Origin of the sequence: Photobacterium japonica, from assembly GCF_050337005.1 — a bacterium.
Taxonomy (GTDB): domain Bacteria; phylum Pseudomonadota; class Gammaproteobacteria; order Enterobacterales; family Vibrionaceae; genus Photobacterium; species Photobacterium japonica.
On the sequence record NZ_JAKJSN010000016.1, the window covers coordinates 80,460 to 98,857 of the forward strand.

Genomic DNA, 18,398 nt, shown 5'->3' on the forward strand with positions numbered 1-18,398 from the left:
AAGGGCGGTGCAACGCCGCCCTTCAACGTCTGGTAATTCTCATGTCTGGTACTCCTTTTATTACCCTGAAGCAGGTGTCGAAACACTTTGGCTCTGTGAAGGCGCTGGATGGTATTAACCTTACTTTCAATCAAGGTGAAGTACACTGCTTAGCAGGAAAAAATGGCTGCGGCAAAAGTACGCTCTTTAAAGTCATTTCCGGCGTTCATGCGCCAGAGAAAGGGGCTGAAATCATTCTGGGTGGCAAACACTACGCGCGCCTCAATCCGCAACAATCCATTGAGCACGGCATTCAGGTTATTTATCAAGATCTGTCCTTGTTCCCGAATTTAACCGTGGCAGAAAACATCGCCATTCAGGATCACGTTGAATGGACCAAAGGCTTGGTGCAGCAAAAACGCCTCGAAGATATCGCCGTACAAGCGATGGCCAAAGTCGGCGTGACCCTGCCACTGCACAAGCGTGTAGAGCAACTCTCCATTGCTGAATGTCAGTTGGTGGCCATTTGCCGGGCCATGGCGTCCGATGCCAAATTGATGATCATGGATGAGCCGACCGCCTCATTGACCCGCACCGAAGTCAATCACCTCATTAACGTGGTCGCCGACCTGAAAGCCAAAGGCGTCACCGTGGTCTTTGTCAGCCACAAGCTGGATGAAGTGATGGAAATATCCGATCGTATTACGGTGATCCGTGATGGCCGCACGATTGGCACCTATCAAGCCAGCGACGTCGACAGCGACGAATTGGCCTTCCTGATGACTGGCCAGCGTTTTGAATTCACCCCACTGCCCGCTTACGCCCAAAACGGCGACGTGAAGCTGGCAGTGAACAACCTGAGCAAGCAGGGACAGTTCCACGACATTTCATTTTCGGTCCGTGCTGGCGAAATCGTCTCTATCACGGGCTTGCTGGGCGCAGGACGCACCGAATTGTGCATGGCGCTGTTTGGCATGACCCAGCCGGACAATGGCGACATCCTGATCAATGGCCAGCGCGTGCAATTTGCCTCTAACCGCGATGCCATTGCGCACGGCATTGGCTATGTATCGGAAGACCGCATGTCGACCGGCCTGGTGATGGAGCAAGCCATTCAGGACAACATTACCGCGTCGGTATTACCACGACTGCGCAAACCGTCCGGCTTTCTTGACCACATCCGAGCCAATCGCTTAGTGAAGACCTTGATTTCTTCTTTGGCGATCAAAGTGGCGGATCCCAAACTGCCGGTCACCAGTCTGTCGGGCGGTAACGCCCAGCGTATCTCCATCGCCAAATGGATTGCGGCGCAGCCGGACGTGCTGATTCTGGACTCCCCAACGGTCGGTGTGGACGTGGCGAACAAAGAAGCCATTTACAACATCGCCAAAGATCTCGCACAACAAGGCATGGCCATCATTATGGTCAGTGATGAAATACCAGAAGTGTTTTACAACAGCCATCGCGTCATTGTGATGAAAGAAGGACGTTTTACTCATGACTTCCACCCCACTCACGCTACCGAGCAAGAAATTATGGAGGCCGTCAATGCTTAATCAATTTCAGGGCGCATTGGCGACCTTTGCCAAACGCCATGAGTTTTATCTCTCATTGATGATTGTGTTGATTGTCGGCGTACTGAGCGTCACCGCCGAAGACTTCCTGACACTCGGTAACATCTTTGATATGTCAGTCAGTTCCGCCTTGCTGGGCATCATGGCCTGTGGCTTGTTTGTGGTACTGATTGCTGGCGGGATCGATATTTCTTTCCCAGCTACGGCAGCGATCGCGCAATATGTTGCAGCGACCTACATTCTGAATATCGGCGGCAATTTCATGATCGCCTTTGCAATTGCCACGGTCGTGGGTGTGCTGTTAGGGATGATTAACGCCACCTTGGTCTACAAACTCAAGGTACCGGCCATCATCATAACCATCTCAACCCTTAACATGTTCTTTGGCCTACTGATTTACTTCAGCAATGGCGAATGGCTGTACGGCTTCCCGGATTGGTTCATGAACGGTATTGAACTATTTTCTTTCACTGGCAGTGATGGGTACGACTATGGCCTGTCTCTTCCGATTATCACCTTGATTGCGATGATCGCACTGACGTCCTTTTTGATGTCAAAGACGCGCCTAGGCCGCCAAATTTATGCGGTTGGCGGTAACGCGGATGCAGCCAGTCGTATCGGTATCAACCTATTTGGCATTAACCTGTTTGTGTACGGCTACATGGGCGCACTGGCTGGTATTGCCTCTGTGGTACAAACCCAAATTACCCAGTCTGTGGCGCCTAACTCACTCATGGGTTTTGAGCTGATGGTACTGGCGGCGGTGGTATTGGGCGGCACCAGCATGAGTGGCGGTAAAGGCACCTTGTTTGGCGTGATTTTAGGTGTAATTCTACTGGCCATTGTCAAAAATGGCCTCACCCTACTGGGTGTCCCTTCATACTGGCACACGGTCGTCACGGGTTTAATCATTGTTTTCAGTATCAGCATGACCGCCATGAATGAGAAAAAACAAGCGGCACAAGGGGCATAAGCGATGGAACACGTTCTCAATAGTTTGAAACTACCAACAGACAAAAACATTCGTTATTTACTGGTAATTTTGGTGGGCATTTTAGCCATCATGGCGCTCTCCAGCGGCCAAGCCTTCTTCTCTGTCGACAACTTACAGTCGATGTCTTCGCAGATGCCGCTGCTAGGCTTGCTGGCGCTCGCTATGGCCGTGTGTATGCTGACGGGCGGGATTAACCTCTCAATCATTGCCACCACCAACGCCTGTAGCTTGGTCATGGCCAGCATCATTACTCAAGCACCGGACAGCATAATGATGCTGATCCTCGCACTCGCTGGCGGTCTGATGACTGCCGTTGTGGTGGGCTTGCTCAATGGCGCGCTTATCGCCTACGTAGGGGTATCCCCGATTCTGGCGACACTGGGTATGATGACCCTTATTAACGGCCTGAACGTGCTGATGTCTGGCGGTAGCGTGATTTCCGGTTTCCCTGAAGCGCTACAGGTGCTAGGGAATGGCTCACTGATGGGTATTCCGACACCATTGATCCTGTTCGTGGCGTTCGCTATCGGGCTATGGGCGCTACTGGAACATACGCCGCTTGGTCGTACGATTTACCTGATGGGCTCGAACGAGAAAGCCACACGCTTTTCCGGTATCAACACGCAAAAAGCCACCCTGTATGTATACGTGATTTCATCCATGCTGTGCTGGGTCGCCGCTATCGTCATGATGGCCAAGTTTAACTCCGCCAAGGCGGGCTACGGTGAGTCCTACCTGCTGATTGCGATTTTGGCTTCTGTATTAGGCGGCATTAATCCTGACGGGGGCTTTGGCCGCATCATGGGTATCGGTCTGGCACTTATCGTTCTACAGACACTGGAAAGTGGTCTAAACCTGCTGGGTGTGAGCAGTTATCTCACCATGGCGCTTTGGGGCGGCATCTTGATCCTATTTATCTTCTTACAAAAAAATAAGGCGTAACGGGGAAGACTATGACTATTTATTTCATTGGCGTTGATGTTGGCAGTGGCAGCGCACGTGCTGGGGTCTTTGATGCTGAAGGCCGTAAAGTGGGTGAAGCCAAACGCGACACCTTGATGTTCAAGCCACAGGCCGATTTTGTTGAACAGTCTTCTGACAACATTTGGCAGTGCGTGTGTCTGGCCGTCAAAGACGCCGTTTCACAAGCAAATATCGACCCGATTCAGGTCAAAGGGATCGGTTTTGATGCCACCTGTTCATTGGTAGTACTCGATAAAAACGGCCAGCCATTGACCGTGAGCCCAACCGGTCGCAGTGAACAAAACATTGTGATGTGGATGGATCACCGTGCCATTACCCAAGCCGATCGCATCAACAAAACCCAGCACCCGGTGCTGACCTATGTCGGTAACCGTATTTCACCGGAAATGCAGACGCCGAAACTGTTGTGGCTCAAACAAAACATGCCAAACACCTGGTCAAAAGCCGGTTACTTCTTTGATTTGCCGGATTTCCTGACCTGGAAAGCCACCTTTGATGCCAGCCGTTCACTGTGTTCCACCGTGTGTAAGTGGACCTATTCCGGCCATGAAGGTAAGTGGGATAAGAGCTTCTTTGAACGCATTGGCTTGGAAGATTTGCTCGAAAACAATGCCCAATCCATTGGTGATCGCATTCTGCCGATGGGTCAACCGGTCGGTAACGGCCTGACACCGCACGCCGCTGACGATTTGGGCTTGATGCCGGGCACGGCGGTCGGCACCTCCATCATTGATGCGCACGCAGGCGGCATCGGTGTGCTGGGTGCAGCAGGTATGACCGGTGAAAAAGCCGATTTCAATAAACGTTTAGCCCTGATTGGTGGAACCTCATCGTGCCACATGGCGGCATCAAAAACCGCCCGTTTTATCGACGGGGTGTGGGGCGCGTACTACAGTGCGATGATCCCGGGTTATTGGCTGAACGAAGGCGGCCAGTCGGCAACAGGCGCGCTCATTGACCATATCATTACGTCGCACCCGATGTACGAGAGCGCCAAAGAGCAAGCACACAAGCAAGGCATCACGGTTTACCAGATCCTGAACGAACGCCTGTTGCAACTGGCGGGCAGCAAAGAAGATATCGCGTTTTTGACCAAAGACATCCATGTACTGCCGTACTTCCACGGTAACCGTTCACCGCGTGCTAATGCCCACCTGACGGGTACTATGACGGGGCTGAAAATGTCGAAAACACTGGATGACATGGCGCTGCACTACCTGGCAACCATTCAAGGCATTGCGTTGGGTACCCGCCACATTATCGAGGTGATGAATGACGCCGGCTATGAGATTGACACCATCATGGCGTGTGGCGGCGGCACGAAAAACAGCGTCTTCTTGCAAGAGCATGCCAACGCCACGGCCTGTATAATTTTGCTACCGGAAGAAAGCGAAGCGGTCTTATTGGGATCGGCCATGCTCGGCTCGGTGGCCGCGAACTTCTACAGCGATATTCCAGATGCGATGAACGCAATGAGCCGCATCAGCAAGAGCGTGATGCCACAAACCGAGAAGATTAAGCGCTTCTACGACGCGAAATACCAAATCTTCCACAAAATGTACGAAGATGATGCCGAGTACAAACGCTTAATGGCTGACTTTTAAGACCCACTGAATAGAACAAAGCCCAGCAATCGCTGGGCTTTACTTTTTTACTGCGTGTTGACGTTCACAATGGCCTATTCACGAGACACGTCGATAGTTATGGACGCTCACCCGCGGCCAGTCGGCGTTCCACATCGGCCACTACGTCTGGCAAATCATTGATAGTATCAATCAAATAATGCGGGGCGCTTTTTATCAAGGTCGCACGGGCTTTTTCACGGGCAGCGTCTAGTGTGGCCTCATCGGCAGCAAGGAATTCCGCTTCTGTCAGTCCGGCTTCGTTGCCCGACAGCAGTAAACCTACCGTCCACATGCCCGCATTGTGGCCTTCATAAATCCCCGGCGCGGAATCATCCACTTTGATACACGCATTCACATTTGTCACGCCCAGTTCAATCACGTTTTTCAGTGCCATGAAAGGCGCAGGACGGCCACCTTGCGGCAAATCATCGGTCGCCACAATGTAATCCGGCTGGTAACCATAATCCGCCGCCACCGGGATCAACACATCCATCACTTCTCGTGGATAGCCCGAACAAGAGCCAATTTTGATCCCTTGTGCTTTCAGATCGCTCACCACAGCAATGGCATTCAAAATCGGCGTGGCGTGATCCGCCACTTTGGCCTTTTGCAGTGGCATGAACGCGGCGTAAATCGCATCGATATCCTCAGACGTCATGGCACGGCCAAACTGGGCCAGCCAACGTTTTTCCACCTCCGGTAAACGGCCGACCGCCTGGATGTGATCCCGCTTGGCCACGCCCATTGGTACGCGGGATTCTTCCAGCGAAATGTCAAAATCAAAACCTTGCTTAAAGGCTTCCACGAAAATCGTGGTGGGGGCAAACGAGCCGAAATCCACAATGGTGCCGGCCCAGTCAAAAATCACCGCTTGTACAGAAGATGTCGTCGTCATGGTATTGCTCATAGTACTGATCCCTTGTTGCGTCAATGTGTGTTATGCCAGTACGGCGGTGTCAATGTCTTGTGTCTGCCAGTACATCGCGCCGCGAATCGCCACTAACAAGCGTTCAATATCAGCGGGATACACGTCACCAATGTTGCCGATACGGAAACAATCCGCACTCGAGACTTTGCCCGGATAAATCACAAATCCTTCTGCTTTTAAACGCGCATAAAAATCACTGAACTGATAGTCACTGTCTGTCGGCGAATAAAACGAGGTGATGATCGGTGAATGTAACGCCTCATCCAGCAACGGCGTGAAACCCAATTCACGCATACCCGCCACCAAGGTGCGCTGGTTAGTTTGATAACGTGTATGACGCGCAGCAATGCCACCTTCTTGTTCCAACTCCAACAGCGCCTGATAAAACGCGCGCACGGTATGTGTCGGTGAGGTGAAACGCCATTTACCGTGGTTGGCTTCCATGCACGCCCACTGTGCGTACAAATCTAAACTCAATGAGCGCGCTTGGCCTTCACACGCCGCCAACGCCTCGCGCTTGGCAATCACAAAGCCAAAGCCCGGTACGCCCTGAATGCATTTGTTGGCGGAGCTGATCATAAAATCGATATCCAACTCGCCAATGTCCATCGGGATCCCGCCAAAGCTCGACATCGCATCCAGAATCATCACTTTGCCGTGTTGTTTCGCTAAGGCTGCCACGTCTGCGATGGGATTGAGCATGCCGGTGGTTGTTTCACAGTGCACCATCGCCACATGGGTGATGCTTGGGTCAGCTGCCAGTGCCGCTGCCACGTCGTCTACGTTTGGCTGTGCCGTTTCGCCCGAGGCCACGGTCTGGCATGGAATACGCAGGTACTGGGCAATTTCTGCCATACGCGCACCGTAAACACCGTTATCGACCACCAGCAGTTTACCGTTTTCGCCAATGGCACTGCCCAACGTCGCTTCCACTGACGCGGTGCCGCTGCCTTGCATTAACACGCTGGTATAACCCGGTTGCTGCGTGGCTAACGCCACCAACTTGTCGCGGATCACTTCCACAATCGCTTTGTTGTAATCGTCATCCCACGTACACCAGTCTTTCAACATCGCACTACGTACGGTTTCAGACGTCGATAGCGGGCCAGGCGTTAACAGCAAATAAGCATTTTTCATCATGTCATCCATCAAGAAAATTAAATTGGTCTACACCAGAAACGCATTTACTGTACCAGCAGAAAAATCACGCCGTAAATGGGGGCACAGTGAAATTCACAAAAGCTTCATTTTTGGCCACCTCATGGGTTAATCGCCCGCTAACACCGATTTATTCATCGTCAAATTGCCATTTTTCGTTCACGGAATCGTCACAGTCACGCTTTAGGGTAATCAGCATATTTGGTACAGACCAATATGAATTATTCTGGAGAAGTTGATGAAAAACCGTGTAATGAAAGGATCACTGGCGGCACTGGTTTCYCTGATGGCAACGCAGGCCTTTGCGGCACAGGAAGTGACGGTATATACCGCGTTTGAAACCGACATTCTGGCCAAATACAAAACGGCCTTTGAACGTGCTAATCCGGATATCACCATCAAGTGGGTACGTGACTCAACAGGCATCATGACAGCCCGATTACTGGCGGAAAAAAACAACCCGCGCGCTGAAGTGGTATGGGGCTTATCAGGCTCTTCCATGGCACTGATCAAAGACGCGGGGATCCTCAAGCCGTACACACCGAAGGGAATTGAACACCTGCGCCCAGCACTGAACGACCCGCAATCCAATCCAGCTTGGTTTGGCAATGATGCCTACTTCAATGCCATTTGCTTCAATGAGGCCGTCGCCAAACAACACAACCTGCCGACCCCAACGTCGTGGGATGACTTGATCCAACCGGTGTACCAAGGCCATATCGCCATGCCGAACCCCGCCTCTTCCGGCACGGGGTATATGCAGGTTTTTGCGTGGTTGAACACCTTAGGGGAAACGGAAGGCTGGCAATACATGCAGCAATTGGACAAGAACATCGCCCATTACACCCATTCGGGGTCTAAACCCTGTGTGCAGGCGGCCATGGGCGAAGTGGCCATTGGCATCTCAATGGCGGTACGAGGCGCGAAGCTGAAAGCCCAAGGCGCACCACTGGCGATCATCACCCCGAAAGGCATCGGCTGGGAATCGGAGGCGGTCGGCTTGGTGAAAGCCTCTGACGCGGCCAAGCGCGTGGTCAATTGGTCTGTCTCACAAGCCGCCAATGAGTTGTATGTCGAGTCTTACCCGGTGGTGGCCCACAAAGCGGTGTCTTCCACGGTGTCTCACTACCCAGATGTGGAAGAGGCTATGGCAACGATGGATTTCGCCAAGATGGGCAGCGATCGCGCCCACGTACTGGCTACGTGGGCGGCCAAGTTTGAGGGAAAATCAGAGCCACAGTCATAACATGTTCGTGGCCACATCTACCGTCGCTACATGCACCATCGGCACATTTGTCATCGACACGCTACAAATGTGTCATTGACCTGAAATATAACCTCGATAAATTTGGTCTATACCAAATGGAGTATTGCGCATGACCCCCCCTCCCCCTTATTTGCAGATTGAGCAGGTTGTGAAACAGTTTGGCTCGTTCACGGCGCTGAAACAGATCTCGCTGGCGATCGAAAAAGGCGAGTTTGTTTGTTTTCTTGGCCCTTCCGGCTGCGGAAAAACCACCCTGTTACGTGCCATTGCTGGTTTGGATTTACCGACCTCCGGTGCGATTTACCAAAACGAGCAAGAGACCACGTTTCTGCCACCGGAAAAACGGGACTTTGGCATTGTCTTTCAATCCTATGCCCTTTTGCCGAACCTGACAGTGGAAGAGAACATTGCCATTGGCCTGAAAAACCAAGGCATGTCGACCCAAAACGCCTTGCTGAAAGTCGAGCACTGGCTGGAGACGATTGGCCTGCCGACCTCGGGCAACAAATACCCGAATCAACTGTCTGGCGGCCAACAGCAACGTGTCGCGTTAGCCCGCGCACTGGCGCTGTCACCGGGGCTGTTATTGCTGGATGAACCGCTGTCAGCACTGGATGCCAAAGTGCGCGTGCATTTGCGGAATGAAATCTGCCGTTTACAGCGCCAATTGGGGATCACCACCATCATGGTGACGCACGATCAGGATGAAGCCTTGTCCATGGCCGATCGCATTGTGGTCATGAACCACGGCGTGATTGAGCAAGTGGGTACCCCACAAGAGATTTACCAACAACCAACCACCCGTTTTGTGGCTGAGTTTGTCGGCAGCATGAATTTCATTGCCGCGTCCGCCACCAGCGATCAACAAATCCGCATTGCCGAATCTTTGTTACCGGCACCGACACTAGACAACCGCACCATTGCTCGCGGTGACCATTTTGATTTGGCCGCCCGTCCGGAAAATATTCGCTTTGTCGACAGCTTTAATCGCTCGCTGCCGGTACGCATTCTGGCCACCGAATTTTTGGGGGCGTTCTACCGGGTCGACTGCCAGTTGCACAACGACAACCGTGCCAAACCCATTCGCGTGGATGTGAGTGTCGACACCGTACAGGCCCTGAACCTGCGACCGGGTGATATCCGCTATATCCAGTTCGCCGAACAAGGCCTGCGTGGCTATGACATGCCCGCCGTTCATCACACCCGTGCCGCGTAAGGACAGACCATGAATACCCTTTCTACCCGCATTGCCAACAGCAACGCAGCAGCAACGACAACGCCCACCGCCCGTCGTTTGCAACAACAGGCCCAATCTTGGGTTAACCGTCTTAGCCGCGATAATCTGGTGTTGTTTGCGCTGCTGACGGGACTCGCCATGCTGATGATCCTCTTCATCCTGATGCCACTGTGGGCCATGCTGAGCAAAAGCGTGCAAAACACTGACGGGGAGTTTGTCGGGCTGGCCAACTTTACCCATTACTTTTCATCGGCCAGTTTGTGGCACTCCATGGGCAATACGTTCACCGTCGGCATACTGGTCACCACCATGGTGGGTGTGCTGGCCTTTGGCTATGCGTTCGCCTTAACCCGTTCCTGCATGCCTTGCAAAGGGCTGTTTCACATTCTCGGCACGGCACCGATACTGGCCCCGTCACTGCTGCCGGCAATCAGTCTAATTTTCTTGTTCGGCAATCAGGGGGTCGCCAAAGACGTGTTAGGCGACCACTCCGTTTACGGCATGATCGGTATCTCACTCGGGCTGATTTTCTGGACATTTCCACACGCCTTGATGATCCTTACCACCTCGCTGCGCACCTCCGATGCCCGTTTGTATGAAGCGGCGCGTGTGTTGAAAACCTCGCCGCTCAAAACCTTTTTCATCGTCACATTACCGGCGGCAAAATTTGGTCTGATCAGCGCCCTGATTGTGGTTTTCACGCTGGTGATCACCGACTTTGGTGTCCCGAAAGTCATTGGCGGCAGTTATAACGTGTTGGCCACCGACATTTTTAAGCAAGTCGTCGGTCAGCAGAACTTTGCCATGGGGGCCGTCGCCAGTTTGATTTTGCTCTGCCCGGCGATACTGGCCTTCACCGCGAACCGTTGGGTACAGCGCAAACAGCAAAACCTGTTTGATTCCCACTCCGTGCCTTATCAACCCGCGCCACACCCTGTGCGTGATGGCCTGTGTTTACTCTATTGCTCTGTGATTGCCGTGGCCGTTCTCGCCGTGTTGGGCATGGCGGTATACGGCTCCCTCGTGACGTTCTGGCCATGGAACAAAGCCCTGACCCTAAATAACTACAACTTTGCCGAAATCAGTACCTACGGCTGGCTGCCCTACATGAACTCCCTGACCATGGCGGGATGGACGGCTCTGATCGGTACTGTGGTGATTTTCATCGGCGCCTACAGCATGGAAAAAGGCCGTGCGTTTGCCCCTATTCGTCAAGTGATGCAAGTGATCAGCGTGATCCCGATGGCCGTACCGGGCATGGTGCTGGGCTTGGGCTATATCTTCTATTTCAACGATACCAACAACCCGCTGAATGTGCTGTATGGCACCATGGCCTTTTTGGTGGTGAACACTGTGGTGCATTACTACACCGTCGGCCACATGACGGCACTGACCGCCCTGAAACAATTGCCGGCTGAAATTGAAGCCACCGCCGCAGCCATCAAACTGCCGCAATACAAACTGTTTGTTAAAGTGACGGTGCCAGTGTGCTTACCGGCTATTTTAGATATCGCTACCTATCTGTTTGTTAATGCATTAACCACCACATCTGCGGTAATATTTCTCTATTCCACCGATACCATTCCGGCCTCGGTGTCTGTCTTGAATATGGACGATGCTGGTCAAACTGGCGCGGCAGCCGCTATGGCGGTCATGATCATGATGTCGGCGGCTACCGCGAAAATCGTGCAACTGACCCTTGGCAAACTGTTAGAAAACCGTACCCAAGCGTGGCGTAAAAAATAAGGACACCGTGTGCAATACGTAAAGATCAAAGATGCGATTGTCGAGCAAATTGAAACGGGGCAACTGTCGCCTCGGGAAAAGCTACCGGCAGAGCGCAAGTTAGCCGAATCGTTCGACACCACGCGTGTGACCTTGCGTGAAGCGTTGTCACTGCTGGAAGCCGAAGGCCGTCTTTATCGCGAAGACCGCCGCGGCTGGTTTATCTCGCCACCGCCCCTGCGTTACGATCCGAGCCAGACCTTAAATTTCACCAATATGGCGCTGGCACAACAACGCACCCCGAACACGGTGCTGTTGTCTGCGCATAACACAGTCGCCAACAAACACGCAGCGCAACTACTGGATTTACCGCCGTTTTCCACTGTGTATCAGGTGGATCGCGTGCGCTATTTGGAAAGCCGTCCGGTGGTGTATGTCACTCACTACATTCGCCCGGAACACTTTCCTGATTTGTTGGCGCATGATCTCACCACCTCGCTAACGGATATCTACCGTGAGCATTACGGCATGGTGTATCAGTCCATTCGTTATCGCATCACCACCAGCACCTTGCTGGGTGACATCGCACAAGCCTTACGTGCCACGTCAGGCACGCCGGCCATGGTAGTAGAGCGCGTCAACTATAACCAACACGGTGAATTAATTGATTGTGATATTGAATACTGGCGTCACGATGCCATCAGTATTGAGTCGTTCGCGACCCTCGTACGCTAACGCGCGTTCTGCCCAATAGCGACGCCATAACCACACCATCACCACACACCATAAGAAAAATAGGCCTCACTCAGTCAGGGATGCTGTATGACACTGTTGGCGATTGTTTTAGTACTCCTCTCCGCCGTGATCCACGCCAGTTGGAACTTGCTCGGCAAACGTAATACGGGATCTGGCGTGGCCTTTTCACTGGCCGCCAGTGGCTCGGCGGCATTGCTGCTCTCGCCTTTTTTGTTGTGGTATCTGTTCACGATTGGTTGGGACACGTTATCGCCTGCGTTCTGGCAATTATTGCTGATCAGCGGCCTTTGCCAGCTGATCTATTTAGTGGGGTTATTGGTCGCTTATCAACACGGTGACATTGGCCTGATCTACCCCATTGCTCGAGCCTTACCCGTCTTAATGGTCGGTGGGATCACCCGCTGGCTTGGCCTGTCATTAGATAATCTGCAATGGCTGGGGTTTGTCTTGATCACCATTGGCTGCTTGATAGTGCCACTGAGCAGCTTTCGCCAGCTCTCCCGCGCGGCCTACTGCAACTTAGGCGTTGGTTGGGCATTGATTGCCGCGCTGGGGACCACCGGCTATTCGGTGGTCGACAAAGCGGCCATGGCGTTATTGACTGAGCTGGTACACACCCTCATCAGTGATCCCCTCTCTGCCCTATTTTACTTAGGCATGCAGTTTTGGGCGATGGTACTGCCCTTACTGCTGGGGATTGCGGTTTATGCCGGTATTCAACGGACGCGTGGACACCACACCGCGATACTGGCACAAACCTGGCAGCTGCGACGCAATGCCACCCTTGCCGGCAGCATGATGGCCATGACGTACGGCTTAGTGCTGTTTGCCATGACCATGACCGACAACGTCAGCCTGATTGTCGCCTTACGCCAGTTCAGTATCGTGGTCGGCTTGATCATGGGCACCCTGTTCCTCAAGGAAAAATGGTACATCACACGGGGCGTCGGTGTCGCCGCAATATTGGGTGGCATCCTGCTGACCTTGTAGCGACTCTCGACACATCATTCACAATACGTCATCTACAACATGGCAGTCACTCACCGCACAAGCTCCCCCCTCTTTTTCATCGTTCTCTTACATGCTCGCTCACAGGTTCAATCACACCACGCATCGCTCTGTATTCACCGCATCACCAATAGGGCCATAGTATTGGTGCATTCATGGCACCAATAATGTGCCGATTCGTTCATTTATCTTGGCGTATTCCAGACCTATAGTAATCACACACAACGAGGACACGGCCTTTTACTGATGTCCCACCCCATAAGGAATACCACTATGAACGCTCAATCAAACTTGCTTGCTATCACTCACCACAACGGCATTGCGACAGTGGCGATCAACAACCCGCCAGTGAATGTGATCACCAGTGATTTAATCAACGCTATCAATGCGTTTGTACTGTCGCTGAAAGATGACCGCGACACCAAAATCGTGGTATTCAAATCCCTGCATGAGACCTTCTTCTTAGCGCATTTGGATCTGAACGTGATCAACGGGACACAAGGCGGTCAAGCCGCCTCGATTGAGTTCAACCACATGATTGCCAATATCAAAGCGATGAAACAACTGTCTGTTGCGCTGGTAGATGGTGTGGCGCGTGGGGGCGGTAACGAATTTGTGATGGCGTGTGATTTGGCCTACGGCACCGAAAACGCCGCGTTTGCACAGCCAGAAATTCATGTCAACATCCCAACCGGCGGTCAAGGTGCAGTGCAGTTTGCTCGCCGTATGGGAAAAAACAAAGCACTACAGGCACTGCTACTGGGCAACGATTTCACCGCACAACAAGCAGAGCAATTGAACATCATTACCCAGTATGTACCTAAAGCCGAGATGGACGCTTTTCTTGCGGCCACTCTGGGTGTAATCAGCACATTAGAAGTGCGTGATATCGTGATGTACAAAGACATTGTCACGACCTCTATCGTCGATGAAAATGCAGGCGCCGAGCTAGAACTGCGCTACTTCTTGGAGCGCGCCAAAGAGCAAAAGACGGCCAGCATCATTGAGGCGTTCTTAAAACATGGTGGTCAAACCGAGCGTGAAGCCAAAGATATTCAAGGGATCTTTGTCGATACGGCGGCCGAATTGTCGAAATAAGCTGTAGTAATAAACGCGGCTAACCGCATAGAACAAACCTAAAAAAACCGCTGATAGCGATAACGTCATCAGCGGTTTTTCGGTTGAAAAAGCCCGTATCAACGGCTTGTTTTGGCCCCGTTAATAAGCAGGATCCTGCGGATGTGACGGTGCAGCCACTTGGTCAGGAGAACGTCCTTTCATCACCCACAAATACAGCGACGGGATAACAGTCAATGTCACCACCCAGGAAATCACACATCCCCAGCCCACTACGAGCGCCATCGGCGACATGTAGTTATCATAACCGCCTAAGCCATACGCCAATGGGATCAGCCCCGCGACCGTGGTGATGGTTGTCAGGCTAATGGCGCGCACGCGGCTTTGCGTGCCTTTGATGACAAACGCCACCCAACCTAAGGCCGCACGCTCGTGCGCGGTATCTTTCAAATGCCATATCAGCACCAAGCTGTTGTTCACCATGATCCCAATCAGCGCAATCATGCCGATAATTGAAAAGAAACTCAGCACTTGGTTATGCAGGAACAGAACAAATAACGCGCCGCCAATACCAAACGGGATCACCGCCAGCACAATCAGTGATTCCAACACGTTGTCGAACAGCAGCAACAGAATCAACGCAATGCCAATCAGCGCCACCGCAATCGCGACCGTAAAACCGGACTGCGCTTCCTGCGTTTCCAATATCTGCCCCATTGGCACAATACGCGCGCCTGCGTAATCTTTCCCTTCCGCCAGATTGTCACGGGCAAAAGCTGTCTGCACCTGTTCAAACACCGTCAGCGGATCGGTCACGCTGGCATCTAACCCTGCCGACACACGGATCACTCGCTCACCGTTAAAGTGGTCAACTTGCGCGACCGTGTCACGCCACGTCCAGCGCACCAGTTTATTCAGAGGGACTAATTGCCCATCTTTCGCCCGGACGCGGATCTGATCCAACTCAGCCAGTGACTTGTCGTTCTCTTCCAAGGTGACACGGAAATGGACTTCTTCTTTACCATTGAAAATACGCGTCACACGTTGCCCTTCAATGGCGTATTGAATAATGTCACCCACTTGCGTGGCACTGATCCCGTAATACGTCAGCCAACGGTGTTGCAACGCCACTTCAATCTGTGGGGCTGGCTCGTTCACATCCCGTTTGACGCGCGTGGTGCCCGGTAAGGTACGTAACGTGGCGGCGACGTCATCCGCCAATTGTTCACGCCCCGCATCGGTCCCCCCGACAATGCGCAAGTCAATCGGACGCCCTACGGGCGGGCCACCGCCATCGATATCAAACTCGACTTGGCTTAATCCCGTCATGCCTTCCATGCGCGTTTCCCAGTCCGCCACTATCACTTCAGCGCTGCGGGTACGATCATTAGCTGGCGTTAACGACAGCACCCATGTGCTATTGGGGGAGCCAATCTCCCCGAACCAATACGCCACTTCTGGCGTCTGTGCAAACAGCGTCTCTAACGCTTGGGTTTGTTGCCACACATCATCCAACGCCAGCTCTGGGTTCGCCTCGGCACTGACTTCAATCAGGTACGCGCCGTCGGTGGGATAAAACAGGTAGCTGATGTTTTTCAACGATACCGCCCCCATCACCACCACCACAATGATGGCGCCCGGCAACACCCATTTGTATTGCCCAATCGCAGCGGCAATACCTCGATTAATCAGCGTAAACTGACCGCCTTGGCCTGCCTTTGAATCAGGCTTTAAATCTGACTTTGAATCTGGATTTACTTTTAAGCCGTGGCCTTTTTTCAACACGCCTTTTTTCAACACGCCTTTGAGATGGGCCGGAATAAAAATCAAGGCATCAATGAATGAGAAGCACAGTGCGATGATCACCGTCAGCGGGATCACGTACATCATTTTTCCGCTGTTCCCCGGAAAGAACAGCAACGGAATGAAGGCCACCATGGTCGACATAATACTTGCGACCACTGCCGGGAATACGCTTTTCACCCCGTCAATCACCGCGCGGTCAAATTCATAGCCTTCTTCCACCAGCGAGACAATTTTGTCACTCACCACCACCGCATCATCAACGATGATCCCGATAATCAAAATCAGGGCTGACAAGGTAAACACATCGAGGATCTGGCCAAAATGTGGCAATACCGCCAAGGTGCCAAAAATACACACCGGAATCGAAATCGCCACCCAGAACGCAATACGTTTGTTTAAGAACAAGGCCAACGTCGCCAACACCAAGGCCAAGCCCATCAAGCCGTTACTCTGTACAATGTTGGCTTTTTCTTGAATGTCCGCCGATAAATCAGAACCAATGGCTAACGTGTAGGTATCCCCTAACTGGGTTTCTTGTTGCGCCAATAAGGTTTTTACCGCCTTTGAGGTAGCAATCACATCAGCACTTTCATTGGTGCGCAAATCAAACAAAATACTTTGCTTGCCGTTAATCGACCCGTAGGACGCTCCTTTTTCAAAACCCGCCGCAATCTCACCGGCAACGTCTTGCAGTTGCAAATTCGGACTGAATCCAATGAACATCTCGCGCAGCGTCTGCAAGCTGTTCAACTCGGCAGCGGTGATCAATTCCGGATTGTCTTTCAACGCTTCCAAGCGACCGCCACTGATCAATGCATTGCGCTCGGCAATAATGCTGGCGACTTCATCCAGTGTGAAGCCATAACGCTTGAGTGAAATCGGTTCAAGCTGGATCAAAAACTCCGGATCGCGTAAATCGATCGGATGTACTTCGCCAATCCCGGGCACGCGACGCAATGCCAACTCAAGGTTTTTCGCTTTGTCGCGCAAGGTGGCATACGGTACGTCACCGGCAATGCCCACCACCATAAAATCCAAACTGTAGGATTTTTTGATCGACAAGGTTGGCGCATCGGTTACACCGCTGGGTAGATCCGAAACGCGGGTGATGGCATCTCGCACATCCTGATAAACCGCATTCGGATCCGTAACCTGACTATCGAGTTCAAAAGCAATATCCGATCGGCCATTTTCCGAGGTTGAGGTAAACTGTTTGATACCGGAAATCGACAGCAACTCTTTTTCCAACTTACTGGTGACGTTGCTTTCCACATCCAGCGCCGTTGCCCCTGGATACTGGGTCACGATATTGCCTTCACGCATATCAAAACGGGGCTTTTCCGCCAATGGCAGGTGGTAAGCCGTCCACGCACCGATACCGATGATTAACAGTGTCAGCAGCTTGGCGGCATATTTTCGGGTAAACAGTAGGTTTAATAAGGTATTCATTGACCCGCCTCGGCCGTTGGCGTGTGCTCATTCACATGCACGTAAGCTTCCATACCCGGTAGCCACTGCTGCTGGGCATTATCAATGGTCACTTCCACTAAAAAGCCCGGATCATTGTCTGCCATTACCGGTGAAAACAATGACACTGTCCCTGTCACGGTTTGCGCATCAGCCGGAATGGTCACCTGCACCGTATCGCCTTTATGGAACGGGTCAAAATCACTTTCCAGCAAATGAAAACGCACTTTCAATGTATGAATATCCGCAAGAGTATAAAGGGCGTCGCCCACCGAAATAAACTGCCCTACTTCTACAGCGCGCAAGGCGACAACGCCGTCAAACGGTACATTCGGCGTGGCTTTGGTGAGCGTACGCTGCGCAATCGCATACTGGGTTTGGCTGCGCTGTTGTTCAGCCCGGCTGATATGGGTCAGGCGCAATTGGTTTTCATAATCCCCTTCCGAGATCCCGTGTTTTTTAAAAAGGGATTGATAGCGGATAAGCTGTTTTTCCTGCATATCGCGCTCAGCCTTTTTGACCGCCATGTCATATTTGGCCAAATCGGCTTCCAAGGTGTAATCCTGCTGCGAAATAGACAGTAATGGCGTGCCCTGTTTAACAGCATCGCCAGTATCAACATGGTAGGTATCCACAATGCCGCTGACTTCACTGCGCACTTCTACCTGTTTTTCTGGCGCTAACTTGCCAACAATATAATTATCCGCAAACGCCCCTGCCGAGATCAGGCACAACGTAAGCAGCGACAATGCTTTTTTCATGGGGATTTCCTTGGTTGTAATGGATTGTTATCAGGAAAAGACAACATGGCTA

The 18,398-nt window shown here is 52.2% G+C and carries 14 protein-coding genes; 10 read left to right on the forward strand and 4 right to left on the reverse strand.

Features of this window, described 5'->3' with window-relative positions:
• Positions 1-41: 41 nt before the first annotated feature.
• The 4 genes from L4C36_RS07240 to L4C36_RS07255 are packed head-to-tail and all read left to right on the forward strand — an operon-like array spanning position 42 to position 5,135.
• Positions 42-1,535, forward strand: coding sequence for a sugar ABC transporter ATP-binding protein (locus tag L4C36_RS07240; protein ID WP_428477126.1), 1,494 nt, complete (start codon positions 42-44; stop codon positions 1,533-1,535).
• Complete coding sequence (locus L4C36_RS07245) at positions 1,528-2,526, forward strand: ABC transporter permease (RefSeq protein WP_428477127.1); 999 nt, start codon at positions 1,528-1,530, stop codon at positions 2,524-2,526. The genes L4C36_RS07240 and L4C36_RS07245 overlap by 8 nt, the downstream gene beginning before the upstream one ends.
• A 3-nt stretch (positions 2,527-2,529) precedes the next feature.
• Positions 2,530-3,489 carry an ABC transporter permease gene (locus L4C36_RS07250; RefSeq protein ID WP_428477128.1) on the forward strand — a complete coding sequence of 320 codons (960 nt, stop codon included), beginning with the start codon at positions 2,530-2,532 and terminating at the stop codon, positions 3,487-3,489.
• 11 nt (positions 3,490-3,500) lie between these two features.
• Positions 3,501-5,135, forward strand: a complete 1,635-nt coding sequence (locus L4C36_RS07255) for an FGGY-family carbohydrate kinase (RefSeq protein ID WP_428477129.1) — start codon at positions 3,501-3,503, stop codon at positions 5,133-5,135.
• A gap of 97 nt (positions 5,136-5,232) precedes the next feature.
• On the opposite strand, the gene phnX is transcribed toward L4C36_RS07255, so the two are convergent.
• A complete protein-coding gene (gene phnX, locus L4C36_RS07260; RefSeq protein WP_428477155.1) occupies positions 5,233-6,051 on the reverse strand; it encodes a phosphonoacetaldehyde hydrolase in 819 nt (272 codons plus the stop codon).
• A gap of 42 nt (positions 6,052-6,093) precedes the next feature.
• Positions 6,094-7,221 (reverse strand): 2-aminoethylphosphonate--pyruvate transaminase, encoded by a 1,128-nt coding sequence (phnW, locus tag L4C36_RS07265; protein ID WP_428477130.1) that lies wholly within the window; start codon positions 7,219-7,221, stop codon positions 6,094-6,096.
• 259 nt (positions 7,222-7,480) lie between these two features.
• On the opposite strand from phnW, the gene L4C36_RS07270 reads away from it, so the two are divergent.
• The 6 genes from L4C36_RS07270 (at position 7,481) to L4C36_RS07295 (ending at position 14,333) form a co-directional block, all read left to right on the forward strand.
• Positions 7,481-8,488 carry a putative 2-aminoethylphosphonate ABC transporter substrate-binding protein gene (locus L4C36_RS07270; RefSeq protein WP_428477131.1) on the forward strand — a complete coding sequence of 336 codons (1,008 nt, stop codon included), beginning with the start codon at positions 7,481-7,483 and terminating at the stop codon, positions 8,486-8,488.
• Positions 8,489-8,618: 130 nt separating this feature from the next.
• Complete coding sequence (locus L4C36_RS07275) at positions 8,619-9,725, forward strand: putative 2-aminoethylphosphonate ABC transporter ATP-binding protein (protein ID WP_428477132.1); 1,107 nt, start codon at positions 8,619-8,621, stop codon at positions 9,723-9,725.
• Positions 9,726-9,734: 9 nt separating this feature from the next.
• Positions 9,735-11,492: a putative 2-aminoethylphosphonate ABC transporter permease subunit gene (locus tag L4C36_RS07280; RefSeq protein WP_428477133.1), complete on the forward strand. Its 1,758-nt coding sequence runs from the start codon at positions 9,735-9,737 to the stop codon at positions 11,490-11,492.
• 9 nt (positions 11,493-11,501) lie between these two features.
• Entirely contained in the window at positions 11,502-12,206 is a 705-nt protein-coding gene (gene phnR, locus L4C36_RS07285) for a phosphonate utilization transcriptional regulator PhnR (RefSeq protein ID WP_428477134.1), read from the forward strand.
• Positions 12,207-12,293: 87 nt separating this feature from the next.
• Positions 12,294-13,217, forward strand: coding sequence for an EamA family transporter (locus tag L4C36_RS07290; protein ID WP_428477135.1), 924 nt, complete (start codon positions 12,294-12,296; stop codon positions 13,215-13,217).
• A gap of 291 nt (positions 13,218-13,508) precedes the next feature.
• A complete protein-coding gene (locus L4C36_RS07295) occupies positions 13,509-14,333 on the forward strand; it encodes an enoyl-CoA hydratase/isomerase family protein (RefSeq protein ID WP_428477136.1) in 825 nt (274 codons plus the stop codon).
• Positions 14,334-14,453: 120 nt separating this feature from the next.
• On the opposite strand, the gene L4C36_RS07300 is transcribed toward L4C36_RS07295, so the two are convergent.
• Both L4C36_RS07300 and L4C36_RS07305 read right to left on the reverse strand, forming a co-directional pair.
• Complete coding sequence (locus L4C36_RS07300; RefSeq protein WP_428477137.1) at positions 14,454-17,567, reverse strand: efflux RND transporter permease subunit; 3,114 nt, start codon at positions 17,565-17,567, stop codon at positions 14,454-14,456.
• Entirely contained in the window at positions 17,564-18,346 is a 783-nt protein-coding gene (locus L4C36_RS07305) for an efflux RND transporter periplasmic adaptor subunit (RefSeq protein WP_428477138.1), read from the reverse strand. The genes L4C36_RS07300 and L4C36_RS07305 overlap by 4 nt, the downstream gene beginning before the upstream one ends.
• Positions 18,347-18,398 lie beyond the last annotated feature (52 nt).

Excerpts from the sequence above, each read along its gene's own strand:
- L4C36_RS07240 (WP_428477126.1), top strand. The coding sequence starts at position 42 with ATGTCTGGTACTCCTTTTATTACCCTGAAGCAGGTGTCGAAACACTTT.
- L4C36_RS07245 (WP_428477127.1), top strand. The coding sequence starts at position 1,528 with ATGCTTAATCAATTTCAGGGCGCATTGGCGACCTTTGCCAAACGCCAT.
- L4C36_RS07250 (WP_428477128.1), top strand. The coding sequence starts at position 2,530 with ATGGAACACGTTCTCAATAGTTTGAAACTACCAACAGACAAAAACATT.
- L4C36_RS07255 (WP_428477129.1), top strand. The coding sequence starts at position 3,501 with ATGACTATTTATTTCATTGGCGTTGATGTTGGCAGTGGCAGCGCACGT.
- phnX (WP_428477155.1), bottom strand. The coding sequence starts at position 6,051 with ATGACGACGACATCTTCTGTACAAGCGGTGATTTTTGACTGGGCCGGC.
- phnW (WP_428477130.1), bottom strand. The coding sequence starts at position 7,221 with ATGAAAAATGCTTATTTGCTGTTAACGCCTGGCCCGCTATCGACGTCT.
- L4C36_RS07275 (WP_428477132.1), top strand. The coding sequence starts at position 8,619 with ATGACCCCCCCTCCCCCTTATTTGCAGATTGAGCAGGTTGTGAAACAG.
- L4C36_RS07280 (WP_428477133.1), top strand. The coding sequence starts at position 9,735 with ATGAATACCCTTTCTACCCGCATTGCCAACAGCAACGCAGCAGCAACG.
- L4C36_RS07290 (WP_428477135.1), top strand. The coding sequence starts at position 12,294 with ATGACACTGTTGGCGATTGTTTTAGTACTCCTCTCCGCCGTGATCCAC.
- L4C36_RS07295 (WP_428477136.1), top strand. The coding sequence starts at position 13,509 with ATGAACGCTCAATCAAACTTGCTTGCTATCACTCACCACAACGGCATT.
- L4C36_RS07300 (WP_428477137.1), bottom strand. The coding sequence starts at position 17,567 with ATGAATACCTTATTAAACCTACTGTTTACCCGAAAATATGCCGCCAAG.
- L4C36_RS07305 (WP_428477138.1), bottom strand. The coding sequence starts at position 18,346 with ATGAAAAAAGCATTGTCGCTGCTTACGTTGTGCCTGATCTCGGCAGGG.